Raw genomic sequence first — 24,934 nt, 5'->3', positions numbered from 1 at the left:
TATCTTCAGGTTCCTCCGATACCGTCGTACTGCCATGCTTCTATCCGGTCTTCCCCTTCGATCTCCGAAACGATCTCTTCTAGGTCCCGCCAGTCCTCCCTCATGACCTTGTCTATCTCGCTGTAGATCGAGGCCCGGCGTTTCATTCCGTAGTGCTGGAACTCGGTGTCGAGCAGGCGTTTGATGAGTTCCGGCTGTACGTCATGGTCTTCGCAGACTTCGTTCAGGACTTCTGCTTCCATCTCTCCGAAGGAACCGAGGTCGTCATGTACCCAGTTGAGGTTGTCGTCCATGACCTCGTTGTAGATCTTTGGTACGGAGTCAGCCCAGTCTGCACGTTCTTCGCGCCAGAGGCGGCGGATTTCTCTGATCTCTTCCTCTCGGATCAGCTCCATTTCCTCGTCTTCGGGGAGGCTTTCGTTGACCTCTTTCTGCGTTTCTAGGAGCTTGCGGAGCAGGTCCTTGCAGAACTCGAACTTGTGGGCACGGGGAATGATGCCGTCGCTGCCGTTGGTTTTCTCTTTGACGTAGCCGTGTTGACGGCCCTTTACTTGCCGGAATTTCGGCTTCTTCTCCGGATCCTGTGTTTCTTTGAGGAAGTCACGGAACTCCAACAAGGGTTCCATCCAGTCCTCTCCCTCGTCGATCATATTCTGCATCGCCTTGTCCTCGGAGACCACGGTGCAGGTCCAGCAGCCGAACCGGCTGTTCCCGCAGGAGGGTGTTTTCGTGTCGATGACCATCGGGCATTCGTCGTCGGCTTCCTGGTAGAGGGCTGCGAGATCTCTGTTGTTCTTGCCCCATGGATTTTCGACGGCTTGGATGAGGTACGTCCAGACGTCGTCGACGATCCAGTCCTCGATAGGGGTGTAGACAAAGGCGTTGGCGAACTTGTTGTGGCGGGAGAGCACGCTACCGTCGATGCTGTGCATTTCCATCACCTGTTCGCGGGTGGCGGATTCGGCTTTGCGTGCTCCTAGAACGACGATGACTTCGCCGTGTTCGGAGACTTTGTTCTCGATGAAACGGTCCGCAGGGTCGATCTTGAGCCGCTCAGTACACCAGCGGAAGTTTTGGTTCGGTGCCGGGTAGCCTCGGCCAATCAGATTAACCCAGAATGAGTCGTCGACTTTGGGGGTGACCTTGTGGGCCGTGAACGGGAGATTTTTCTTCTCTGCGTATTCGTTTATGTTTTCGAGAGTAGAGACGATATGATTGACTATCTTCGGTGTTTCGACTAACGTATCGCTCGAAATAACGTATATCGGCTTATTTCTTTTTTCTTCTGGAAGATCCTCAATAGCGTACCAGATTAGCTGAAGGGCGGTAGTAGAGTCCTTTCCACCACTATATCCGATGACCCAAGGGCGATTGTCCGCGAGATAGGTGTTCTGTATTTCCTCATAGATTTCCTTGAGTGACCGGGTGTCAAATACGGATTCTCCCTTTTCTTGTCCGGTCTTAGAAACTTCGAGATTGTCCGTACTCATGCTAATAATCTCTTCGTTTGATTCGTGCCGGCTAGACACTTCAATTTTCCGTTCGAACCGCCCAATGCCCCCGCTACGATCCGTCGGTTTTCCATCTCAGAACCTCTTTGTAAATTTCTGATTTTTCAAGCGATATTGCGCCATGCTCCTTGGCTTGCTTGAGCGATATCTTATCTTTTAGGAGAAAAATGACGAAGTCTCTGTGCCTTTGAGTGGCTACCGCGTTTCTCATGATGTCCGACGCGTCGATACCCTTGTCTATAACGGCGCAGTACTCTGCAGGATTGTCTGCCAGCTTCAGCTCGTAAAAATAATTATCCAAAATCTGACTTATTTCTGGAAGATCGCACTCTGGAACTTCGAATCGATATCTTTCGGAATTATAGTACTCCTCAAGCTGCTGGAACAAGCCGTCTTCGTCGAAATACTGTCTAAACAGGTATAAGCCATCGATCTCGAAGACGGTGATCTCCGTTTTCTCCACATCGAAGCTGGGCACGATTGAAACCCCCCTGCTTGCTCAACTCAACACTCCCTATCTGCTAAAGGTTCATCCATCCAGAGTGAAAGTGAAACTAAGGCAAGACGGCGGGGTCTAAATTTACTCCTCCGGGCCTTGGCGAGTATTGCGAAATTCGGTTTCCGGAGCAGAACCCGCAATTTTGTAATGAATTCTCTCTATCGATTGATGTCTTCAATAGATAGTTCGGGTTTCCCTTCCTGGTCTGCCCTCCGTCCTGCTTTCAACAGCATCTCTAATGCTTTCCGACAATCACCGCTTTCGTCCGCAACCTGCTCAGCGACTCGTTGAATCACCTCATCTGGTACCGTTCCTGGTTGGAAGGTCTGTTCGACTCGGCTTCTCAGGATCTCTTCCAATCGCTCCGAGCCGTATGGTTCGAACTGGAGTGTGTAAAGAGAGAGTCGGCTGTTACTCCGTGGATCTAGGAAGAGCTGTGAGGGCAGCTGATTCGAGATTAGGACCGTTCCCAACCGATTCTCCACTTCCTGATTAAGCATCAAGAGGTCATAGACTACCTTGTTCTTGTCTTCGAGCTGGTCGAACTCGTCGAGTGCTACGGCGACTCCTCGGTTCTTGTTCAACCACTCGCTGAGTTTCGAGAGGAGTACGTCGACTGGCTTGCCTTTTCGAGGTGCAGGATATCCGAGTTGGATCAGGAGTTCGGTGAGGAGTGACGACCGGGTGTTGTACTGCCAGCAGTTGATGAAGACGGGCTTGATTCGGCTATGCTTCTCCAGTTCGCCGAAAACGTGTTGGACACAGGTCGATTTACCGATCCCTGCCGGGCCGTAGATCAGCAGGTTCTCAGCAGGATTTCTCCGGGTTAACGGCTGGACGGCCTCGGCTATCCGTTCTATCTCGTCGTCTCGTCCGATAGGTGTGTCCAACGGACTATCTGACGTTAGTACTGACCTGTCTCGAAATACGCTATTGCCTGAGTTAGATGAGCCGAACAGGAGCAACCACCGGGTAACTATTCAGGTCATCATCTTCAAATATCGTTGTCACGGGTCGTGCTTCGGATGGGATTGATAAACGATTGAAGGTCGAATTTTTCTATTGAATCAGTTCAAGAGAAGGCCAACAGAAAACCCGGTCTCCTCAGTAGTACATTAATTCGAGACGTTCAGTTGACGCTATGAGTGCCCTCATTCAGAACCCCGCTCCCCTCCAAGCGAATTATATTCCGGCAAGCTTCGTAGACCGAGAGGATACGCTGTCAGCGCTTAGAGAATTTTTCACGGTAACAATGGAATCCGGGTCGACTGACCTGATCATCCGAGGTCCCCGCGGCGTCGGGAAAACTCATCTGGTTCGGAGGCAACTCCACGAACTTGATGACTCCGTCGCGACCTGCTATGTCCCCTGCACTCGGTTCAACACTCAGTACAAGGTACTCTCTCGGATCCACGAACAATTACTGAGGGAGTCGGCGGAGGAGGGTCACCACACGGCCTCGCTACAGCGCAAGCTTGACAAGAGAATCGGAGGTCTCCCGACAATCATCGTACTCGACGAAATCGATCTTCTTCTCTTGAACGACGGGAATGATTTGCTCTACTTCCTCTCTCGGATCGACGACAGAGAATCACTCAGTCTCGTATTGATCTCTAATGGCCAAGCAAGTCTTGAGGAGTGGGTGGAGGAAAGAACATTCAGCTCGCTCTATCCTCGTACGCTCACGTTTGAACCCTACTCCAGCGAGGAGATCTTCAAGATACTTGCGGATAGAGCTCGGAAAGCACTTGCTCCACGAAGCCTGCACAAAGAGGCGCTATCTCATATCTCTTCATCGACAAGGAATGTCGGATTCGCACTCTGCTGGTTGCAAACAGCAGCGAGGAACGCTAATGAGACTCTTTCAAAACCGGGTGTAACTGACGTGTATCAAGAGGCACTTGATACGTATGCGGGGCGACTTCTTAGCGACTTCAGCCAACATCACCAGCTTCTGTACAGCGCTATCGTCGATCTGGATGAAGGGGCGGATGACGGGATTCGAACTGGGAAGATATACCAGCGATATCGGAAACTCTGCAGGATTGAATCGATAGACTCTCTGAGCAACAGACGACTAAGCGACTTCCTCAAAGAACTGGAGATGCTTGATCTGATTCAAGCGGACTACTATTACGGCGGAGAGAAAGGGAAGACGCGAGAAATTAGGCTAACCGAGTGAGAACTATGTGTCTTTATTCGGACATCCTCCAGTCAGGTAGTGGTGCAACTTCGGATCTACTGAGTATCAGCTAAAAAATCAAGCTAAATTATAGTCCAAGCCTTTTGGAGAGACGCGGACAGTTGCGTCTTCCAGTCCAGGTAGTTGTCCGTCTTCGTATGCTTCATCTTCGATGTAGGCCGCTAGGACCATAGAATCTACAAACTTCATCCCGGCATGATTCGCAGAATTACGCTTGAAATCAACCCACTGATCCACTCCTTCAATTTGAAGATTGATGTTTGAATATTCCGTATTTTGAAATACTTCCGGTATTTTTCCATCATCAAATCCTATACCCATCCATTGAGTTATATTCCCAGGAGCTTCAGGTTTTTCGATTGGTATTCTGCTATCTCTGTTGACGTAGCCTTTTTGGAGTGGCCAGATCTGTTCTGGCTCATTTGGATCAGTTTCTATTCCATAGACTTTCTGGTTGGATTGCTTACTCTGGTTGTAGGTTAGGCCCGTCATTGCAATGCCCAGCCCGTGGCTTCCACCCAAAGTCTTCATATGGCTCGTGAACGTTTCATTTCCAACTGAATAATGTTCTGCAGCTGCTAATGCTGCTGTCCGGATGAAGTCGTGAGTTGATGAGACTCCAGTATCTGTGGAGAGCATCTCTACGTTCATCCATAGACCATTGTAGTTTGACTCTGGAATTCTCTCTATTAGAGGTGCTTTTGAATTAAATACTTCTTCATAGAAGAAATCGCCTAAATCTGTATCGTGTCTCTCTTCCAATACTTCAGCTATATTACTGTCTACCCATTCTCCGTTAAGCAGTCTTCTTGGAAATTCATGCAGCAGTTCCGACCGTTTTTTCCCTGTAACCTCCACCTTTCCTTCAAGTCCTTCTGCTATCCGGTCTATTTGTTGGAAGTGGTATAGTTCACGGAGTTGCTGTATCGATGGCATCTGGTAGTCTTCGGGATTGTTGGAGAACACTCCGAGGTCTACATCGCCGTTGAATACTGCGTGGTCTGCTGGTGCGCCCCCCGCCGGGTTGAATGAGAGTGATCCTGTATCCGGATACTCTGGTTCCTGAGGTGTCTCCGTTTGTTCAGTAGGCTCAGGGGTGGATGTCGCAGTAGCAGTAGATGTCGTATCAGTAGGGGTGGCTGATCGACCTGTTGAATTATTTGTCGTTGAGCAACCAGCAAGGAAAGAAGAAACAAGACTCCATTCTAAGAAACGGCGTCGAGATAGCGGACCGGTCATCTTCAACGGCCTCTTGTCATCATAACGTAACAGAATTGTTAAAAATCTGTCTGCAGACTCTCGACTAAATCGAAAGTACTCGCTTCTATCTCCTCTAATTCTCGTTCAATCTGTCGTCTCTCCTGCTCCAGTTCCTGCCTGTCGCGCCAATGCCTCCGGCGCTCCTCCCTGATCGACTCGTAGAACTCCTCTATTTTCTCTTTCAGTTCGTCAACGGATTCTGGCCCGACCGAGTTGTACTCCTCTTGTAATCGTTCCAGATACCAGTCCAGCTTCAACTCTAACTCGCTGCGGTTCTCCTCAAAGATCCGATCCCGCTCTTCCAACTGTTTCTTGATCCGCTTAAGCTGCTGCTCTAGCCGCTGTCCCTGATTCCTCTGTGACCGCTCCAAGAACTCCTCTACGTCGAATCCAGTATCCAGGTTCTCGGCTCCGTAGTCAAAGTATTCCACAGGGAACTATGGGCGAACACCTAGGTTACTGGTTATTCCTCGCCCCGGTTCCGAAGCCGCCGAAATTCCCTTGCCTTCCTCTGATACAGCTTCGGCAACTCCTTGATCTCCTCTTCGCTCCAGGACTCGACTTCTTCCAAGAGTTCCTCGGCTTCGAAGACTTCGCCTGACGCAATGCGGGTCATAGCATAACAACGAGAAGAGTGAGGGGTAAACCGGTGTCATTACACCGGACTTCTGAAGCTAATTCTCCAGTTGTTCCAACTTCTCCAGTACTCCTTTCTCTTCCAATTCCGTGAGACGCTCCAAGACTTCCTGTTTCTCTTCCTTCGATTGCTCCTTTTCCAAGCTGAGAGGCCGTCCGCAGTTACGGCACTCCGAGTGTATGGACTCGTTCTCTGTCCCGCAGAACGGGCAGTCTTCACTCTGATCCTCGTCTTCCTCACCGCTCAGACCGTACTCTTCTCTGATCGCTTCGTTGACGTCGTCGTTGTTGAGGTGGACGTAGACTTTCGCTCGGTCGCTTCCGGGTGTCCAGCCGGCGAACTTGTTGAGCTGCTCGTAACCCATGAACGTCGCCACCTCCGTCAATCGAGTGTGCCGAAGGTTGTACGGCCTACGCTTGTTGTCCGGTATACTGGCTCGTTCACAGGCATCTTGGAACCGGCGTAGAAAACTATCGTACTTCCACCGATCCCGGAGATCTGGATCATACAGGCAATCTGTATTTCCATGCTGCTGCGGAACCTTTCCACACTTCTTGCACTCCTGTTGCTGAGTCTTGACCCACAGCGGCACACTCGGATCATCAATATCGCCTACCTCTCCACCGAGAGGATGCTGAGCGATCCACTCACGCAAGGGCCGTCCCGAACGAACCAGCTGATTCGTACGATCAGGCGTGCCCTTGATCCCCTCAAGATAGATGAAGTCGCCCTTCGCATTCGACGTGAAGTCCCCAAGATTCCGCGACAAGAGTTCGCCAGGACGAGCCGCCGACTCATACAGAACCATCGTAAAGGCCCGGTCACGCGTATTGATGAAACCGCTGAACAACCGCTTCAGCTCTTCCTTGGTGAAAATATCCTCCCGACTTACCGTCGACTTCTGGCTGGCCGACGCAGAAAAGAAATCTACCTTCTCCGGATGCTCGTGTCCACCGTTCTCGATCTTGTAGAACTTCTTCGCAGCAGCCCTCATCGTATGCTTGGTGGAGTCAGCGTAATCACTCCTGTTCAAAGAGGCAATAGTCATCTTCAACTCTTCTTCAGTAGCGCCGCTTAACTCAAAGCTGTCAGGGCCAAAATTCAGTATCAGAGATTTCAGAGCAGTTATCAATCGGCTTTGCCGCACCTCACTGATGTCCTCAGCAGCGCAGTGATCTATGAACTTCCGTATTGCGTCTACATTAGCTGGTTCAAGCTCGGAATCTTTCAGATTTTGCAGTTGTTTCTCAACGTTGATATAGCGTTTCGTCGACATAGAGTAGTTCTACACCTCAAATAGAAGGAAAGAAGCTGGGAAAGACAGCGCTTCGAATGGATTCACAGCTGTATACGGACACCTAACCCTTTGACCAGAGTCCCGGTACACAGCAGTTCTCTTGGGGCTCTCACCCCTCATCACGGTTGAAGGACAGTGAACCCTTCATCAGGTGCCCGGACGGGGCTAGGTATTATCCGTTCACTGCCTTTCGACTTCTCTCCTTCCTTCGTTTGGTCTTTCAAGCGAAAATTGGTGTCTGAGTTTTAAATAGGACGGGGTGACTCTCAACTCACATCTGAACCAAAGCTTGGAAGATTTGAATAGAAAGATTTGTTCGCCGATTTCTTGTTTAGAGATATTATATTCCGATACGCCGAACTACCCGAAACACTCATCCAGAGTTGAGCTCTAACTCGTTGAACTGCCGAAACAGTCGAAACATCACGGAATCCGGATCTAGTCCGTTATCCTCCAGTCTCTGCTTCAGTCCGTCTCGAATCTCCTTGGTTCGACAGGCGACCCAGACGATGAATCCTCGTTCGAGGTGGTCCTCTACGTGGTCGATTTCTCTTGGGTTGTCGCCCATCGCTACTTCGACCACTAGCTCCGTGCTTCCCATGTTGACATAGACGTCGGCGTCGAACTTTTCCAGGAAGGCATGCCACCCCGCTTCTTCGAATGCATCCTGGATCCGATGCTGCCAGTATCGATGGACGACTCCGCCTCGCCCCGTGTGTTTCACTTCCAGATCTAGGGATTTGGCGTAGTCCCGGCCTTTCTCCGTCAACTGAAGCAGTTTCCTCTGCTCTCCTACTCGGACGTTCCCTTCGACGACGAGGCCTTGGTCGACCAAGTCGTTCTTCGCGTTGTTTCCCTTGTAGCTGCTCGGGAACTTCTCGTACCTCTCGGTCAGCGACTTGAATGGATTCTCGACGATATCTTCCAGTAATCGATCCGCGTCTTCAGAGACTTCGATTTCTCTCTCTGGGTCTTCGGGAATTTCCCTTGTCCCTTGGTCGGGGAGAATGGCCTGTTCGAACTCAGGTGTCGCATCCCTCGGTGTAGAGCTGAGTTCTTCCCAGTTCTTCGCTTGGCGTTTTTCGAGTTCCTCATCCGAAATCTGCTTCTCTATCTCGTAGTTTTCGAGCTTGACCGGGACTGGGTCACCGCTTCCGACCTGGACAATCGCTTCCCCGACTTCGAGGCTCTGGGCGAACTCCGCCTGCCTCTCTGAGAGATTCATCGCTTCGGAAACCGCTTGGAACTGCTTCCTTCCCGCCGTAGGTAGAAGCAACTTGGTGTAGGTGTTGGCCTTGATCGAATCGGTCAGCTTCGAAGCCTCCTGATCCGCGACAACGATACCCTCTCCAAACTCTCTCATCTTCGCGGTCAACTCGTCGATTTCGGGGATACCGGAGGCATCCTGCCGCTCCTTGTACACCGAGAAGACCCTCTTGCCCTCGTCGAGGAAGAAGACGTGGTTGAGGCCCTCATCACGATGATTCTGCGCCAACCTGTACTCGAAAACGTACGTAAAGAGAATCTCCATCAAGAAATTCTGGACATCTCGGGAAAGACCGTCAAACTCGAAGACAACATCCCGCTGTAGAAGCTCTTGGATAGAGTAGCCTTGGCTACAGTCGAAGACGGTGCCTGCGACAAGGTTCATCGCCTCCAAACGGTTGAGCAGGGTGTCGCGGTAGTCTGACTGCTTCCTGACGAAGTTGATCCCGTCCGAGTCGATCAGCATCTCCAACTCGTGGAGGTTCGGATACGGCTTCTCAACTCGGTCGAACAGGTTGTACAGCTGGTACAGCTCGACGACCTTCTTCATCAGATAGTTCTTCGAACCGCTGAGGAGAGCAGTAGCGTGGCCGAAGATCTCAGCAAAGACCTGAGCCCAGCGCCGGGGCGAAACACCTTCCGGTGGCTTCAGCGGATTGAACCGGAGTTCCGTCCAGGGAAGCACTAAGACATCGTCGGCGTGCCGGTAGTCTTGCTTCAGATCGAACGCCCAGAACGGTTTTTCGATCTCCTCCATCAATGAGTAGAACAGCGTGGTCTTCCCCGAACCTGACTGGCCGACTGCGAGAAGATGCTTCGTCAAGTCTTCCTGCGAGAGCTGGAAACGCTGGTTCTGGAACGTCTTTCCCAGTTCGATATCTCCTACGTGTGGTTGCCGGTCGAAGGGATACTCCCAGTGCTGAACCGACTTCCCAAGTACGGCTTTCGAAGCGGTCTCTCGGAGGAGTTGGTTGTTGGAGATACCGGCGGCTAAGACCAGTTTCCGAACCTCCGGGTCATCAAGGAGATCGTTGCGTTTCGCTACGCTGAGCAGGCTTTTACCGTCGGGCGAATTCATGAGTTAGTTTTGATTCAGAAACTGTCTATTATGGCGAGTTAGGCGTCAGTTCGTTTGAAATCGGTTTTCGTTTTCTGGTATCGCTCCTCTCAGCACAATATTTAAAAGTTTAACAGTTGAATTGTTTAACAATATGAGCGAAGAAATCGTCAAAATGTCTGAAAAAGGGCAGCTTGTGGTACCGAGCGAGATCCGCGAACAGGCAGGGTTCAAACCTTCAGACCGATTCCTGGCTGTTCCGGTTGAAGACGGTGTTATCTTCAAGAAAATCGAACTGGACATCGACTCGGAGTATGAGGAACTGAGTCAGAACATCCAGAAACGCTTCCGCGAAGAAGATGTCGACGAAGACGTTGTCGAGGATGCTATCGAATGGGCCAGAGATCAGAAAGCGTGAAAGCGGTTTTCGACACCAATGTCCTCATCTCCGCACTGGGTTGGAACGGTAAGCCAGAGGAATGTCTCAAGAAGGTCTTCGATGACAGCATTACCGGCTACACCTCGCCCGACATCCTGAGAGAACTCGCGCTGGTGATGGACTATCCTCATCTCGACTTTAGAGAATCCGAGAAGCAGAGATTCCTCAGCCACATTGCAACCGAATTCCACATCGTCCAGCCGGAACCGTCAGTGGAGGTCTGTCGGGATCCGGACGACAACAAGTTTCTGGAGTGTGCGTTAGCAGCCGATGGAAGCTACGTGGTATCCGGAGATAGCGACCTACTGGACTTAGAGGAATTTGAGGGAATACAGATCGTATCCCCCAGCACCTTCCTTGAGGAAATATAAAGAATATTCCCTGCTAAGATGATTTGCTACCTCCGGAAAATATCCGATCTAAATCACCAGTCCGCTATCCCGCTCTGCTCAGTCAGTACCTCGGTAGCTTCCTCGACCTTTCTGTTCCCGGATTTTCTCAGGACTAATCCGATGTACTGCTCCTTGCCGTGTCTATCGGCTAGATCCTCGAGATAGCGTTCTGCTTCTTCGATGGAGCCGAAGAACGGGTCTACCATTTCGTCACCGGCGTCAGTGTGGTAGACAATTCCCTTTTCGCCACTCCAGTAGTACTGCGTCCTCGAACCGCCGTCAGGCAGAATCTCCTGCTCCCATTCTTTTCTGATTCGTTTGCTTATCTCCCGGTTGTAGTGGGCCTCGGGGAAGTACGCGAACGTCTCCCACTTCAGCTCGTCTTGGGCGTCAAGGAAGAGCCAGTACGGCTTCCTTTGGAACTGGTGTCGCTCGTCGACATACTCTTCCAGGATCTCATCGACTGAGTCTATACGTCATCACCTTCTTCCAGCATGGCCGCTAACTCCGTTTCGTAGACTGCGACGATATCTTCGATTTCTCCGCCGTCCGGAAATAGCGGTGCTTCGTCCTCCGGATATAGGTCGGTTCGGTAGGCCCCGGCTTCCGTCAATTGTTCTTGGGAGAAGTAGCCGTACTCCCACTCACCGTACGTGTTCGGGGAGCGGACGCGGCCGAAGTAGAGACCGTCGTCCTTGTCGTAGGCCTCCCACTCCCAGTCCGGAAGAAAAGCTGCTTCCCACCGCGCTATCGGCTCCTCTTCGTCAAAATCAGTAATTGTACCTCACCGCTACCCAGCGTTCTGGATTTTGGCTTCGTGGGATCAGCATCTGTTTCATGCCTCCACGTCGTGGAATTCCTGGAGCTCTCGCAGGGTTTCGGTCTCGCCCTCCCACAGCGGCTCGGCATCACCTCGCTCGACAAGTTCACGGGTCCGTCTCTCAACCGCTTGCTGCCCCAATCGTTCTGGTTCAGGAATCTCGTTACCGCCTGTCTCCAGAAGCTGGGCCGCCTGTTCAAACCCATCGGCTAACTCGTAGTCGGGGACCTGAGTGTAGTGCGTGAGTGCGCGTGTGGCCGCGTTGTACGTCTCCCAGAGTGTCGGAGCCTCCGGATCATCTACCTCGTCGTACAGAGCGTTGAGCAGGTCGGGGACAGGCTGTTCGAGGTAACGTCCGATACCCGAGTCCATCAAGACAAGCAGGGCCTCGTCCTGGTTCATTAGTTCGCGGTTCTGGGCTTGGGCCAGTCGTTGCTCTATCTCGGCCGGGCTCTGGATGACGGCGTCGACAGCGTTGTACGCAAGACCGGGCTGGAACGGATCGCTATGGGTCTGGTCGAAGCTTAGGTCGGAAATGAATGCCGTCATCCCGTTACTGCACACCTGGCGCTCCGCTCCCACATCGTACTTCAGACCGTGGAAACCAGAGTGCCCGCTCTGCACCTGCAACCCGAGGTCGATGGGATCGTCCTCGTTGGCGTAGATCGTTGCCCCGTCGAAGTCGATGGAAGCCGACATCTTGTGGGCTGTCGGAGAGATCGAGACCCTGCCTCTCGGCGTAATGTCTTCGTGGCGGTCGACGGCGTCACCGATAGTCTCCAGGACATCGCCGTACTGGATGATGTTGTAGAAGTCTTGGGAGGCAGAGACCACGCCGGTCGCCCTTCCATCGTCCGTCCAGAGACTGTCGCGGTACGGCACCTCCTCCCACTCATCCTCTCCGGTGTGATGGGCGTAGACGTCGTGTCTGTCGACCTCGGGAAGCTCTTCAGCGGTTTCGTAAAGCTCGTCTAAATCGTCGAAAGCGTACTGTTCACCTTGGATAGAGTATCACCCTGTAGAACTAAGGCGGGGAGAACAGGGTAGTAGGTGATGAGAGGGTGTGTTTCGGATGAATCCTCAGACTAGCTGGTCATATCGGCAAGTCTCTGGATACGCTCATCAACAGACCTGTGGGCCTGGTCAAATAACACGGTTCCATAAAATAGGTTGTAAGGGGCCGAAAAGTCAGTCAGTACCCGCTGAAGGAGCGGGGCCTCTTCCTGCGGATCGTCCGCGTTTTCTTCATCTGCTCTGGTTCGTGAACCGGTGAACCCAGGCATTCCAAGTATCTGCTCAATTCTTGAGTCGCCGGTAGCTTGTACCTGTAAGTATTCGATCTTCCTCAAGGCGCTCTGCAAGGACTCAGCTCCGAACATCTCAGCCGCGTATCTATCGGCCTCTTCCTCAATACGGGGGTAATCGTAGAACGCGAGCAGCGCATTTTTGCCCCCGAAAACAACTAGCGAAAAGATCGACGAGAGAATATTCACTAGGACTTCTCTGTTGCGGAGATGGTAGACCTCGTGTGCCAAGACTGCCTGAGTCTCATCCCTGTCTTCATCAAGAAAATCAAGAACCGACTTATCCACGACAATACACTTCTTCAGTCCGAAAAACAGGCTAAGCGGTTTGATGATGGGGCGGCCAACATCGACCGAAATAACCGATATATTGGAACCGTCTATTTCGCTGAAACTCTCTGGCCTGCCCTTCACGATCAGATTCATCTTGAGGTGCATATTCAGAACAAGAAACGCAAGCCAAGTCCCTACCAGCAGGAGTGTTGGAAGGAAAATCAGCGAGGCAAACAGGAGGGAATAGCTCCGGGGAGATAGCAGGGGCAAAGGTTGGAAGACGGCATCAAGATTTGCATAGATTTGAGTGAACAGTTCGATACCTCTCGGTGTGAAGTCCTGAATCAGGCCACCTCCAGATATTCCAAGAGCGAGGAGATCGACCCAGAAAACAAGCATCGCCAGAGAGAGGACGTTAACGCAAATATACAGGAGTGCCGCAACGGCACGAATCGGTTTCGACGGAAAGAAAGCATTCCGATCCAGTCGAACTCTGTCGAGAGCGTCTCTACACGCCATACCATATCCCCGAGTCCCAAGCACAGCAAAAACCGCAGTAAGTGATACGACACTCCAATACGGGAGCGCAGAGGTCCGAAGCAAATTGAAGAGATTAATCAGGGCATACGACCCGAGCGGAGCTGCAAGCCCGAGTACAGGTACATGGAGGAAGGATTGACTGCTGCCAGGGTCCGGAATATAATCCGAATCAATAGGCAGCGAACCTTGGGCAAAATGCTCTCCCAGAATCAGCAAGCCTCCCACGATATACACTATCTGAAGCGTTCCAGACGTGCTAAAACTGGAGAATACGGCAAAGATCCCTGCCAGAAGGATGCTGGCAAAATAGTACTTGGAAATAGCTATCGAGGTTATCACGTAGTCTTCGTGCCGAGGCACGTCAACGAGATGCCTGAATCCGAAAAAGAGGAGAAGTGAAGCACCGGTCCCAGCATCTATCACTAACTGTTTCTGGCCGACGACCCCCAAAACAAGAGCTGCAATCAGCAGATGCAGAGCGTATTTCAGGAAATCAGGGGCTGTATTTTCCATACAAATCATGCCCTCTGATCGATCAAGCTCTATCACACGGCTTTCGAACCTCGAAGTGGGCTTCCATCTATAGATCCTTTCGTCGCCAAAATCCGGATCACCCATCTGATCCTCCAGATGCTTCTTGACCGAATCAAAAGAGGACTCTATCGACCATTCCACTCGGAGAATTCGCATGACTTGGATTTAGAGGCGGCCTATATTGAGGGAAGGAGGCCCGGAGTACTCAGGATCTTGCTCTTCAGATCTGAATCTGGGTTCCCATTCGGCAAGAGATCAAGGACCTCTCTCCGGGTCAGTAAATACACTGATGTAGGGTTATCTTCGCCTCTCATGTCTCGGTGAAGCAGGTAGAACAACTCGTTCCCCTCAAAGAATTTGGAAAGAAGAACCTCAGAGAAATCGCCCGGCGGGCGGATCTTCCGGTAACCTCCCTCGTTGTAGATCAAAGTTCGTGTTACGGGCTGATACTGGCTTTTTGAGAGAGGTCGATCAGAGAGAACGATGTATTTCGAGTTCTTCTCATAGTTCCAGAAAACGGAGTCATCCATTCCGTCCACGGCGAATAACTCAACAAACCAATCTGGTGTCCGGACTTTCCTGTTATCCCTAATCGTCCGAGATGCGATTTCCTCCCACTCCGTGCTCATTCTACACGTAAAACAGATTCCTCGTGCTAAAACTCCTTCTCACAGTAGATCTGAATATATTATAATAAATTTGATAGTACTTACCTCGATTCCAGCCTTGGACCAACTTGGCCGGTAAGAAGCCCGGCCACAACACCACGCGATACAGCCTGAAAACAGGCTGAAAGCCCAGAAACAGAGATATGTACGAAAACATCCGCCGGCGAGTGGCGACGCTCGCCTCCGCAACCGCATCAATCATAACCACCGCTAATCTGCCCGTATCCCCATCCATCATGTCCCGCCTACCGCTGTCCGGGGCATACAAAACGTGGTTACGTCACTCCCTCACTAAGCTATCCCCCAGCCGAAGCCAACTCGCTGCAATTAGTTCCCTCACCACTGCCCTCGTTTCAATCCCTCGGCGTGCCGCGGCCCAGACCAGTGCTTCCTGTGGCGACATGCCCTCTCAGTTCCAAGAGATTGTCGAACTGCTCACTCGGGTCCAGCAGCTGGGGATCGCTCTCGCACTCCTGATCGCGACGATCATGCTGATCTACGGGGGCATCCTCTGGATGCGCGGCACCCCGGACAGCCAGCAGAAGGCCCGGCGAATCATCTTCAACACGTTCGTCGGTCTGATAATCGTCCTGATGGCTGGAGGGCTTGTAGAATTCGTGAAGGGAGTCCTCTGCGGGGGTGCGTAGAGATGAACCGGCGCACCCTCTTCATCCTCGGAGTTACCATGTTCCTGGCTCTGGCTGCCGCCACTCCAGCGGCTGCTCAGGAGGAAGACGAGGAAGACGAAGGCCCTGTGATCGACCTCAGCGCCCTCACTGATGCCATTGAAGACTTGGTCGACGAAGTCGAGCAACTCGGTGACGACCTGGGCGACATCATCGTTGAGGCAGGGCTGACGCTACTGGTCGAACCGTTCCACGCTTTAGTCCAGACTATCTCTGAAACCCTCTCCTACGTCATGGTATCATACCCGGATGTGAAACATCAGGACGTGTTGGATGTCCACCACACCGTCTTCCAGCTCACGCTACTGCTTGCCGTCCCCGTCCTCATCTGGATCGGCTTCCAGCACATCACCGGCAGAGCAGATGGCATCCGGCCTACGGTTGAACTCCTCGCCGTTGTAGCCGCTGGCGGAGTCTCGCCGTGGCTACTCTACTACCCTGTCGAACTCTCGCGTCTGGCGGCAGCTGCACTCCGGCCGGGACCGGTTTCGACGATGAGCGGCCTATCCGTCACTCTCACAACTGCTGTTGTGATCTGGATTCAAGCGGCAGTCCTGCTCGCCCTCGTGATTCTCTTCATCGTTCAATCGTTCTACCTGTTGTTCTACGTCGCTGCCTCCCCCTTGATCTTCCTGCTTACCTACTTCCAGCCGACGCGCAAGTTCGCCTCACCGCTGACTGGCCTGTTCATCGGCTTCCTGCTGATCGGGCCGATGGACCTGATCGCCTATCAGTTGGTACTGGCGTTGCTGGATATGCAGGGCCAGAACGCGCTGCCACAGTACATCTGGGGTCTCGGAGGATACTTCGTCATGCTGGCCCTCCCGTTCCAGATACTTTCATCCAGCTCCTCGCTAGTGCTTCCGGCCCTCCTATTCAGTCGAAACGCAGCTGGAAAGGCCGGCGACCGGGTGAAACCCAAGGTCCGAGAGCAGTACCAGAATTTCAGGGAAAAAGGAACTCAACGGATCAACCAAGCCAGAAACCGGTTCGCAGAGAAGAAACCTGACCAGGTCCGGCTCCAGCACCGGTCCAACAACGAGGTCGAGATGCACCAGACCGGTGGAAGGCTGCATCGGGCCAAGAGAAAGGTGAAGGACCGTATCAGGCAGGACGAAACGAAGGTCGACGTCGAGGAGAACTGGCACCAAGACCAGAACGGCGACTGGACGAAAGAGACCGAACTCCGGGGGCGTGGTGACAAATGAAGGTACAGTACCCCGCTCCCATCACGGAGTTCAAAGTCAAGTTCTGGCGATACACCGTCGGAGACCTCGTCAGAATTATTCTCCCAGTATTTATCGGCTTGATCCTGGCCGGACTCCCGGGTGCCGTTGTAGGATCGGTTGTCGGTATCGGCTTCGCCGAACTCCAGATCCACGGTAAAACTCTCGACAAAGTACTGGTCGACTTGCTCCGCTTCCACACTGAGAAACAGCAGCTGGAATGCGAGTACGAAGTCCGAGACCAGGTCGCCGTCACCGACAACGGAGTTGTGATCGGACTGGTTGAGATCGACTCCGTAGACCTCGACATGGCGTCGGAGCGAGACTGGCAGGTAAACCGCGACACCCTTGCCAACCTTCACCGTGAGATCGAAGATCCCGTAGAGATCCACTCCCGGAAACGCCGGGTCGACCTCTCCGACTGTAGGTGCGTCAAGAACCAAGCCGTCACCACCGATCACTACGTCGTCATCAGAGATTCCCCAGACTCACCGTCGATACTACCTTGGAAAGAATCCGAATCCCGGTCAGTCGAGGCCCGTATCGAGGACACGGTCGAGCGGTGTCGGATGATCCGAAACAGCCTGAACGCCGGTGACCTCTCAGCAAACCACATCACCAGAACCCCGCTGGAACAAACCCTCAACAGGCTGGAAATCTCCGAACCCTCACTAACCAACACCCGGTACACCATCGGAGAAGACAGCCACCGGCGCATCCTCTGCATCTCCGGCTACCCTGAAAAACGCGGGCCAGGCGTCCTCTCGGACATACTGAACATGGACGCGCCGGGATTCATCGACGTCGTCCAGAACGTGGAACCTGCGTCGGATAAGCAACGGAAGAAGCTGGGCCGCCTGGTCGGCCGAATGCGTGCCGAGACTGTCGCCACACCGAACCCTTTGCGAAGCTCCGAAATCGACCGGAAGCTAGCCGACGCACAGGATCTGATCGACATCGAGGGATCGGGTGACGAACGCCTCGTGAACGCCGCCGCATACATCGTCATCCGCGGCGAGTCATGGGAAGAAGTCGACGAAACCACTGAAGAAGTAAAGCGGCTGCTACGCCGATTCAACATTAAACACGAAGAACCGTGGCTGGAAACCCCGCGAAGCATACGGACGGACTCCATCACGCGCCCCGACGGACTGGACCGTGGAATGATAATGCCCTCACGGTCAGTCGCAGCTAGCTTCGCGTTCTCCACCCACGACAAGATCGAGGAAGGCGGCATCTCGTTCGGTATCGACACGCGGAACTCGATGCCAGTCGTCCTAAACCGGTTCACCTGGGAAGCCGGCCACATCGCCCGCATGGGCAAGACCGGATCCGGTAAGACCTACTTCGCGATCCTGTCACTCCTCCGCTCCTGGCAGACCTACAGCGACCTCCAAGTCTACATCATCGACCCAAAACAGGAGTACGGTAGCCTGACCGAGGCAATCGATGGAGAGACCGTTGTACTCGATTCTGCCACGCTTTCCGACCTGGAGACGGGCTCGGTGACGCGGTACACGGTCGCTGACCGCAGCCAGGACAACACCGATCTTCTGTCCGAAGCTGTCCGCCACATCTACAGGAAGGCATCGGAAGACCGGCGGAAGACCATCGTCCTGATCGACGAGGCTCACCGCCTCCTCTTCGACCCAAACGGGAGAAAAGCGTTAGACGGACTGGTCAGAGAGGGCCGCGACCGGAACGTCTCGGTCGAGATGATCACACAGAACGCCTCGGATTTCACCCGCAGTCAAGCAGGCCAGAACATCCTTCGAAACGTCGACTGCTACCTCTTCATGAAACACCAAGACGTCGAGACCGGTGTCTCCGACTTCTTCAACCTATCACCGAAGCAGGCCGTAGAACTTCGGAGGCTACGGACCGGTACTGACCTGCCCTTCAGTGAGGCTATCATCCGCGGTCCCGTCAGCACCAAGCTCCGAATCGAGTCCACGCAGAGCGAACACGACCTCATCACCAGAGAATTCGAAGAGAACCTCATATCCATGCCCGAAAACACCGCCACCGAAGCTCGTGGAAAACAGACCAACGACCCAGACAACCCTGTCAAGTCAGATGGTGGAACAGAAATCAAAAACCCCGACGCAGACACCGGAAACCTGAACACTCAGTCCCAAGCCAGAAACCGAGAAGTCCGCGGCTCCGAGGACGGATTGCTCGAACTGCCGGATACGTGCATCACCGAGGCGGAGGATCCAGACAGAGAGGCCTCGGCTGAAGAACTGCTCCCGGAAGTGCTGCCGGGCTGGAAAAAACTGGGAACCACGACGGATCGCTGGGCAGTTCCGGTCGCAGAAGACTGGGTTCTCGGTACGTACCTCGGACCGAAAAACGACCGGTACCTGATCCACATAAGTCGGTGGCAACCCGACCACGTCCAGTACGCCGTCGACGAACTGTTCGGAGTCGGAGAACCCGTCCGGTTCGATGCTTGGACCGCAAGAGGCCGCTTCATCTTCGGCGTCGTCATCCTTGACGGATCCATCGACCGAGCGAGAACCCTGCTGACCGCCTGCCCCGCACTCTCAGAGCGCTACATCCAGCTACAGGAGTGACCCCCGATGATAGACCTCAAAAACCGACTACTCCACAACCACACCACGCTCTCAGAAGACGAAGCCGAGCAGCTGCATCACGGAGCGGGAAGCCAGTACACCGTCGAGGTAAAACCGCCACGAAACGGCGACATCCCTTCCACGCTAAACCAGTTCGTCAGGGGGATCACCGAGTACCAGACCAAGTGGCTCGGACTGTCCAACGCCTCACCGGTTATCGCATACGAAATACGCAGAAGCCAGAGCGGCGAACTCACCTACCAGTACACGGTACCGTCGAAGCGGCTGGAACGCAAACTGAGAACCAATCTGAGCGAGCAGATCCCTGGACTCGGATTCGAGACTGGAGTAGATGGACTGCCGGTTCTGAAAGACGACACCATCGGTGGGGGCCTGCTCACTGTCGGAAGAAGAGACTGCTACCCGTTACGTACCGAGTACGATATCCCGCCGATCAACGCCCTGACCGCGGCCTTACATCGGCACGCAATGTGGGACACGAAGTTCGTCGTTCAAATCCTGTTCCAGCCCAAGATCGGAGAACCGGTTCGAAACAGACTGTGGATCCGACGGGCCTACAAGCAACTGGGTTACCTCCGTAAGGAGAAGCCTGATATCTTCCCTTGGCATGATCGCCCGGCAACCCCGCGAGAGAGGCAGCAAGCAGACGCGATTGAGGATAAGGCCGGTAGTCCACGGTTCGATGTGTCGATACGGTTCCTCGTCATCGGAGCCGGAGAACACACACCCAGCCGGGTGAAGGAACTCGCTGGGGCGTTCAATCACTTCGAAGACGCCACGACCGGACAGTACCTCAACACCAGTACCGTCCGATCACTACGCGAATCCCGTTTCCTCGAGTTCGCCGATGCTGTCCGGAGAAGAGAGTTCGACGACTGGAGTCTCAGTTTCCAGGCCTCCACCTCCGAACTCGCTGCACTCGTCTCGATTCCCGACCGCAACCAGCAGAACATCCGAACCGCACAGCCATGACTCCCGAAGAAGCTCAGAACCTGATCGAGAGTACTGGGAATCAGTCCATCACCTACCTCGGCAGCCGCAAATCCATGATGGGCGTCGAGGAGAACGTCACCCTCGACGACGACAAGCGGCGGACACACGTCCTCAACGTCGGCCCGACCGGACACGGGAAGACCCAACTCCTGCTCCACGTCGCCCTACAGGACGCGAGGAAAGGCCGCGGCCTCTGCATCATCAACCCGAAAGGCGAGATGATCGACGAATTCCTCGCCAAACTCCCAGAAGACAGAGTCGAAGACGTCGTCTACGTCAACCCGGCTCAGGAACCAGTGACACCGATCAACGTCCTCGAACCCCACATCACCGACGACATGAACACTGCACAGCGGGAGAACCAGAAGGAGATCATCGTCTCCGACCTCATCGACCTGTTCAAACGCCAATCCGAGAACTGGGGCGACCAGTTCGGCCGCGTCCTAGAAACCCTGCTCCGCGCACACCTTGACCAGAACATCAAACACGACGAATCGAAGACATTGGTCGACGTCTTTCGTTGCGTCATCAACGAAGACGAGCTCTCGGATCTGGTTGACAGGATACAGGACTCGGTAATCCGTGAGCAGCTCGTCCGGGTGAAAGAGGACATGTCTTCGTATGATCTGGAGCCGTTGCAGCGCCGCCTGAACGACTTCGTGATGAACGCAACCATCCGGAGAGTGATCGGAGCCGAAGACTCAGGCGTCGACTTCAAGGAGGTAGTCGACGAGGGCAAGATCCTGTTGGTCGACATCCGGAAAAGCGACATCGGGGAAACGACCTCAGAACTCGTCGGCAGTATCGCCATCACCAAGATCTGGGCCGCAGCACAGAGCCGGATCGCAGAACCGGAAGACCAGAGAACGCCGTTCTATCTCTACGTCGACGAACTCCAGAACTTCGGAGGTGAAGGCTCCAACTTCACTAAGATGCTGTCCGAGGCCCGCGAATACCGGCTTGGATGCTGGCTCGCCACTCAGTACCTCCACCAACTCGCCACCGAAATGCGCCGGGCCGTCTCGAACAACTGCCGCACCAAGGTCTTCTTCGACCCAAGCGGCACCGAAGACATCAACCGAATTGCCGGAATGCTCCACGGCCTCGACAGAGACACGCTAACCTCCATGGGCAAATACCGGGCCGCAGTCCAGAAACCCGCAGAACGAACCCAGCAAAACGCGATTACTTTCGACACCTACCCGCCTTGGAACGCCGACTACAGCGACGTAGAACAGATCAAGAGACAAAGTTCCGCTGATCGAGCATCTCGAACAGAACTCCAAATAGAGCAATCACTCGGAAACCAGGCCAACGCCGGAAGCAAAAAACACCAGGAGCTGCTCGCACAGGCCGAGAAACAGCTTGAAGAACGCGGATTCCAAACCCACCTGTTCCACCAAGGCCACGAAGAAGAGAAACCGGACGGGCACGTCCACCTCCCAGACGGAGAACTCGCACACCTCGAAGCCGAATGCCAGACACTCAGCAAACCAGCAAAAGTACTCAAAAACCTGCGACGCGGCCTCGAAGAAGAGCGAGAAGTCCTCTTCGTCGTTGAGGAAGGCAACGCAGCGAAGCTGGAGAACATTGTCTCCGATCCAGTCAACCGCCGTGGCTCAGAATACGAAGACGAGAACGGCAGCTACAGCTACTACACTGACGACGGCGAATCCGTAACCGACGTAGAGGTGTTGAAACAGGTCGAGTACCGAATCCTCGAACTATCCGGGGAAGAGCTACAGGAACGCCAAAAAACCGAGATGGAGTGTCCAGAGCTGGAGTACAGCACTCGCGAGGATCTAGAGGTGGCTTGCCTCTACCGTAATGAGGACGATTTCTGCACAGAACTCGGAACCAAATGTGTCCTCCTCGAATTATGACCTCGCTCAGAGAGAAAGACCGGGTCGTCCTCACCTGTATCGGCAACGGGAAAGACGACGTCCAGAAGATCACCGCAGTCACTACCCTCGAAAACCATCACGTCACCTACGCCTTCGAAAAACTCGAAGAACAGGGCCTCATCCACGTCGAGAAACCCGACGGAATGGTCGAACGCGTAATCGATGGCCAGAAACGCGTCTTCCAAGCACCAAAACAAGCCGAACTAACCGAGAACGGACAAGAGCGACTAAAACAGGATGAAGAAGATCTAGACCAGTACGAGAACCTGACTCACCGAGAACTCGTGGAGAAGGTGCATCAAGTGGAGGAGCAGGTTGAGAGCTTAGAAGCCCGACTCAATACGTTCCAAAAGCAGGTGCAGAGGAGATTGGACTGAGACTCAGGGGATAATTCCTGCATCTACGGCTTCCAGCAAGAAGTGCCATCCGGCAGTACAGGAGACATTACACCGGGAACCCGGCGATGGATCTACAGCGGAGGATCAGTCACAGAAGTCACAGGAACTTCCGATACAGGATACATCGTCGAAGGAAGCTCAGTAGCAGGCCAAATAGTTGACACCAACTCCACCATGGAACTCGACGCCGACAGAAGCCTTGGAACACCAGGAATCAACCAGCAACTCGGCATCAACACCGACCCCACCGAACAACAATGGCTGGAAAAACGCGCCGACAACACCCAAAACCCCAACGGAGAACTCTGGCAACACTTCCCAGAAGGATCCACCGGAATAGCAGGAAACCCAACCCCTAATAAGGATCCGCTGGAAGTATTCAAGCTCAATTTTAATTGGCCTTAATCAGAGTTCGGGAGCGAAGAAAATGTCGTTCCTGTATGCATCCTGATCTACCTGTTCGACGGCAAATTCACCGTCTTCTTCGTATATCTTCCCAATCTTTCCTGCCTCAACATCCCTGAATCCTTCAGCGATCTCCACATACGGAGCAATTCCATCATAATCCTCGACAACTCGCTCATCCAAGAGCTTCGCCCCGGATTCAGTCATCCAAGCCTGAGGCGTTGCAGGAATTTTACCTGCAGGATACAGATCAGGAATAAGTTTCCCAATCTGAGTATGGTACCGATCCGCACCCGCGGGGGTGAATCTGTTGTTTTTCTTTTGATTGATAACATCAAAGTGGCTCCATCTAAAGGTACTATCTTTAATCCCCCTTTCGTGTTCTACTGTTGAAGCAATTATGCCTTCGTTTCCGCCGATTCCGTCTTCTTCTGGGTTGAGTATGTTTCCGTCGGTGGTTTCTCCGTATGCTGCGGCCATTGTGGTCCGGCCGTGGCTGTCGTGGAAATCCACTCCATGCTTATCTTTCCCTGTCAGGAGGAGCGGGACGGGTCTGACGTGGACGGAGTTGCTGTCCTCCGGATCGATCGATTCACCCAGGATTTCGGTTACAGCGTACTGAGCGGCCCGAGCCGTATCATAGGCCTGGCTCCACGAAGTCCCGGTATTCACAACATCATTCATCTGCATCAACACCTGCTCACCGAACTGCGGAGAACCAGGATCAACAGCATCAGTGTCGAAATTATCCGCGATCTTCCGGGCCTGCTCACCGCTCGGCAGATACTCTTCGCGTATGAACTCAACGTACGACCGGTCGATATTATATGGATCCGACGCAGGCGTAGCGGTTGCCGTCTCAGTCGGTGTGGCTGTCTCAGTTGCAGTTGGCGAGGCTGTCGGCGTCGCAGTTGCGGTGGCGGTAGCCGTATCCGTAGCGGTTGCAGTGCTCTGACTGCCTGACGACGAACAACCGCCGAGAAGTGCCGCGATACTCGTTCCCGTCAAGCCGAGGTACTGGCGTCGATCCATACAGAACCCTTGTTGCTACTGTGTGGTACGGGAACTGTTAAAAATATTTCAGCAGTATTGGCGTAGAGATTCGATTTTTTAGAGAGACGAGTGAAATCATTCCGTTGCTTGTTCGAGGAATTGGTCCTGCGCGAGAGAGGCGATTAGTAGGCTGCGTTCTTGCGCGGTCATCTCTGCGAATACGTTCTTGTATCGGTTGACGGTCTGGCGTGAGACTCCGATTTCTTCGGCCGTCTCCGATTGGTTCATCCGAGTGATTGCGTCGATGTATCGGGCAGCGGTCTCTTTCGAGAGGTCGTATTCGTTGAGGATTCTGTCGGCTTCCATGGTAGTAGTCGCCGGGTTGATTCTTTTATTTCAGATGTCGCCGTTCTGCTTCATGCTGTAGCTGCCGGTCTGTGAGATGATGACGTGGTCGAGGACTTCGACATCGAAGAGGTCGAGGGCGTCTTGAATCGCCTTGGTGGCCTTCAAGTCTTGGTCGGTCGGCCTGTCGTTAGTGCTCGGATGGTTGTGGACGAGAATGACGGCCGAGGCGTTGGTGAGGACGGCGGTCCGAGCTACATCCTTCGTGTCGATGGAGGCGGAGCTGGCACCTCCGAGGCTGACCAGTTTGTCACCGATCACCTCGTTGTCCGACTTCAGGAAGACCGCGTAGAAGTGTTCCTTCGGTCTCTCCCTGAGGAACCCGTACTTGCTGGTAACATCGGAAAAGCTCTGAATCTCCTCGCTGTCCTCGTCTTGGAGTTCTGCGGTTACCTGGATGCTTCCAAGTTCGTATTCCACTCTGCTCCTGCCACCCTCTACTTTACATATTGTAGTTAACTTTTATAAATCAATTGACTATATGTTAAACAGGTCTGAAAATCGGCCCGGAAACAGCCCCGAACCCAAACACCGGGGACGCGACGACAGGCTCGAAACAGGTTAGAAACGAACCCGACAGCCCAGACAGACGGGTTTGAAACAGTACTGAGAGACTAACGACTTACT

At 53.4% G+C, this 24,934-nt stretch carries 25 protein-coding genes; 10 read left to right on the top strand and 15 right to left on the bottom strand.

What is annotated here, in order from left to right:
* Nucleotides 1-5: 5 nt before the first annotated feature.
* The 3 genes from dndC to DU502_RS15515 all read right to left on the bottom strand — a co-directional run bounded on the left by dndC (nt 6) and on the right by DU502_RS15515 (nt 2,975).
* Complete coding sequence (gene dndC / locus DU502_RS15525) at nt 6-1,490, bottom strand: DNA phosphorothioation system sulfurtransferase DndC (protein WP_121921657.1); 1,485 nt, start codon at nt 1,488-1,490, stop codon at nt 6-8.
* A 73-nt stretch (nt 1,491-1,563) separates the two neighbouring features.
* Nucleotides 1,564-1,989 (bottom strand): hypothetical protein, encoded by a 426-nt coding sequence (locus DU502_RS15520; protein WP_121921656.1) that lies wholly within the window; start codon nt 1,987-1,989, stop codon nt 1,564-1,566.
* A gap of 179 nt (nt 1,990-2,168) precedes the next feature.
* Entirely contained in the window at nt 2,169-2,975 is an 807-nt protein-coding gene (locus tag DU502_RS15515) for a Cdc6/Cdc18 family protein (protein ID WP_121921655.1), read from the bottom strand.
* Nucleotides 2,976-3,151: 176 nt separating this feature from the next.
* On the opposite strand from DU502_RS15515, the gene DU502_RS15510 reads away from it, so the two are divergent.
* Entirely contained in the window at nt 3,152-4,192 is a 1,041-nt protein-coding gene (locus DU502_RS15510; protein WP_121921654.1) for a Cdc6/Cdc18 family protein, read from the top strand.
* Nucleotides 4,193-4,270: 78 nt separating this feature from the next.
* On the opposite strand, the gene DU502_RS15505 is transcribed toward DU502_RS15510, so the two are convergent.
* The 5 genes from DU502_RS15505 to DU502_RS15490 form a co-directional block, all read right to left on the bottom strand.
* On the bottom strand, nt 4,271-5,179 hold the full coding sequence (locus tag DU502_RS15505) for a hypothetical protein (protein WP_124897098.1): 909 nt from the start codon (nt 5,177-5,179) through the stop codon (nt 4,271-4,273).
* 311 nt (nt 5,180-5,490) lie between these two features.
* Nucleotides 5,491-5,904 carry a hypothetical protein gene (locus tag DU502_RS15500; protein WP_121921653.1) on the bottom strand — a complete coding sequence of 138 codons (414 nt, stop codon included), beginning with the start codon at nt 5,902-5,904 and terminating at the stop codon, nt 5,491-5,493.
* A gap of 32 nt (nt 5,905-5,936) precedes the next feature.
* Nucleotides 5,937-6,089 carry a hypothetical protein gene (locus DU502_RS18425; RefSeq protein ID WP_158601196.1) on the bottom strand — a complete coding sequence of 51 codons (153 nt, stop codon included), beginning with the start codon at nt 6,087-6,089 and terminating at the stop codon, nt 5,937-5,939.
* A gap of 58 nt (nt 6,090-6,147) precedes the next feature.
* A complete protein-coding gene (locus DU502_RS15495; RefSeq protein WP_121921652.1) occupies nt 6,148-7,386 on the bottom strand; it encodes a tyrosine-type recombinase/integrase in 1,239 nt (412 codons plus the stop codon).
* A 394-nt stretch (nt 7,387-7,780) separates the two neighbouring features.
* Nucleotides 7,781-9,751 (bottom strand): ATP-binding protein, encoded by a 1,971-nt coding sequence (locus tag DU502_RS15490; protein WP_199722756.1) that lies wholly within the window; start codon nt 9,749-9,751, stop codon nt 7,781-7,783.
* A gap of 133 nt (nt 9,752-9,884) precedes the next feature.
* Here DU502_RS15490 and DU502_RS15485 point away from each other — a divergent pair, with 133 nt between their 5' ends.
* Together DU502_RS15485 and DU502_RS15480 are read left to right on the top strand one after the other, a co-directional pair.
* Nucleotides 9,885-10,148, top strand: a complete 264-nt coding sequence (locus DU502_RS15485) for an AbrB/MazE/SpoVT family DNA-binding domain-containing protein (RefSeq protein WP_121921651.1) — start codon at nt 9,885-9,887, stop codon at nt 10,146-10,148.
* Entirely contained in the window at nt 10,124-10,540 is a 417-nt protein-coding gene (locus DU502_RS15480; protein ID WP_121921650.1) for a putative toxin-antitoxin system toxin component, PIN family, read from the top strand. Before DU502_RS15485 ends, DU502_RS15480 begins: the two co-directional genes overlap by 25 nt.
* A gap of 53 nt (nt 10,541-10,593) precedes the next feature.
* Here the strand turns inward: DU502_RS15480 and DU502_RS18420 are convergent, their stop codons facing one another.
* The 4 genes from DU502_RS18420 to DU502_RS15465 all read right to left on the bottom strand — a co-directional run bounded on the left by DU502_RS18420 (nt 10,594) and on the right by DU502_RS15465 (nt 14,661).
* Complete coding sequence (locus tag DU502_RS18420) at nt 10,594-10,767, bottom strand: hypothetical protein (RefSeq protein WP_158601195.1); 174 nt, start codon at nt 10,765-10,767, stop codon at nt 10,594-10,596.
* Between the two features lie 629 nt (nt 10,768-11,396).
* Entirely contained in the window at nt 11,397-12,263 is an 867-nt protein-coding gene (locus tag DU502_RS15475; protein WP_241966842.1) for a DUF932 domain-containing protein, read from the bottom strand.
* A 203-nt stretch (nt 12,264-12,466) separates the two neighbouring features.
* Nucleotides 12,467-14,116 (bottom strand): M48 family metalloprotease, encoded by a 1,650-nt coding sequence (locus DU502_RS15470; RefSeq protein ID WP_124897097.1) that lies wholly within the window; start codon nt 14,114-14,116, stop codon nt 12,467-12,469.
* Between the two features lie 92 nt (nt 14,117-14,208).
* A complete protein-coding gene (locus DU502_RS15465) occupies nt 14,209-14,661 on the bottom strand; it encodes a hypothetical protein (protein ID WP_121921647.1) in 453 nt (150 codons plus the stop codon).
* Between the two features lie 440 nt (nt 14,662-15,101).
* Here DU502_RS15465 and DU502_RS15460 point away from each other — a divergent pair, with 440 nt between their 5' ends.
* The 7 genes from DU502_RS15460 (at nt 15,102) to DU502_RS15430 (ending at nt 22,909) form a co-directional block, all read left to right on the top strand.
* The gene (locus tag DU502_RS15460; protein ID WP_121921645.1) at nt 15,102-15,347 is read left to right on the top strand and encodes a hypothetical protein; all 246 of its coding nucleotides are present in this window, start codon (nt 15,102-15,104) and stop codon (nt 15,345-15,347) included.
* 2 nt (nt 15,348-15,349) lie between these two features.
* Nucleotides 15,350-16,594, top strand: a complete 1,245-nt coding sequence (locus DU502_RS15455; RefSeq protein ID WP_121921644.1) for a hypothetical protein — start codon at nt 15,350-15,352, stop codon at nt 16,592-16,594.
* Nucleotides 16,591-19,188 (top strand): type IV secretory system conjugative DNA transfer family protein, encoded by a 2,598-nt coding sequence (locus DU502_RS15450; protein ID WP_121921643.1) that lies wholly within the window; start codon nt 16,591-16,593, stop codon nt 19,186-19,188. Before DU502_RS15455 ends, DU502_RS15450 begins: the two co-directional genes overlap by 4 nt.
* Nucleotides 19,189-19,194: 6 nt before the next feature.
* The gene (locus DU502_RS15445; RefSeq protein ID WP_121921642.1) at nt 19,195-20,181 is read left to right on the top strand and encodes a hypothetical protein; all 987 of its coding nucleotides are present in this window, start codon (nt 19,195-19,197) and stop codon (nt 20,179-20,181) included.
* Complete coding sequence (locus DU502_RS15440; protein WP_121921641.1) at nt 20,178-22,085, top strand: type IV secretory system conjugative DNA transfer family protein; 1,908 nt, start codon at nt 20,178-20,180, stop codon at nt 22,083-22,085. Before DU502_RS15445 ends, DU502_RS15440 begins: the two co-directional genes overlap by 4 nt.
* On the top strand, nt 22,082-22,483 hold the full coding sequence (locus DU502_RS15435; protein ID WP_121921640.1) for a winged helix DNA-binding protein: 402 nt from the start codon (nt 22,082-22,084) through the stop codon (nt 22,481-22,483). Before DU502_RS15440 ends, DU502_RS15435 begins: the two co-directional genes overlap by 4 nt.
* 195 nt (nt 22,484-22,678) lie before the next feature.
* Nucleotides 22,679-22,909 carry a hypothetical protein gene (locus DU502_RS15430; RefSeq protein ID WP_124897096.1) on the top strand — a complete coding sequence of 77 codons (231 nt, stop codon included), beginning with the start codon at nt 22,679-22,681 and terminating at the stop codon, nt 22,907-22,909.
* On the opposite strand, the gene DU502_RS15425 is transcribed toward DU502_RS15430, so the two are convergent.
* From DU502_RS15425 to DU502_RS15415, 3 genes are all read right to left on the bottom strand, one after another.
* Nucleotides 22,910-23,941, bottom strand: coding sequence for a hypothetical protein (locus tag DU502_RS15425; RefSeq protein ID WP_121921639.1), 1,032 nt, complete (start codon nt 23,939-23,941; stop codon nt 22,910-22,912).
* 96 nt (nt 23,942-24,037) lie between these two features.
* Nucleotides 24,038-24,268: a hypothetical protein gene (locus DU502_RS15420; protein WP_121921638.1), complete on the bottom strand. Its 231-nt coding sequence runs from the start codon at nt 24,266-24,268 to the stop codon at nt 24,038-24,040.
* 30 nt (nt 24,269-24,298) lie between these two features.
* Nucleotides 24,299-24,727 carry a JAB domain-containing protein gene (locus tag DU502_RS15415; protein ID WP_158601194.1) on the bottom strand — a complete coding sequence of 143 codons (429 nt, stop codon included), beginning with the start codon at nt 24,725-24,727 and terminating at the stop codon, nt 24,299-24,301.
* Nucleotides 24,728-24,934: the final 207 nt, after the last annotated feature.

The organism is Haloplanus aerogenes (assembly GCF_003856835.1).
Lineage (GTDB): Archaea > Halobacteriota > Halobacteria > Halobacteriales > Haloferacaceae > Haloplanus > Haloplanus aerogenes.
The sequence above is the reverse complement of the archived record's forward strand: the minus strand, read 5'-3'. Positions and strand labels throughout refer to the sequence as shown.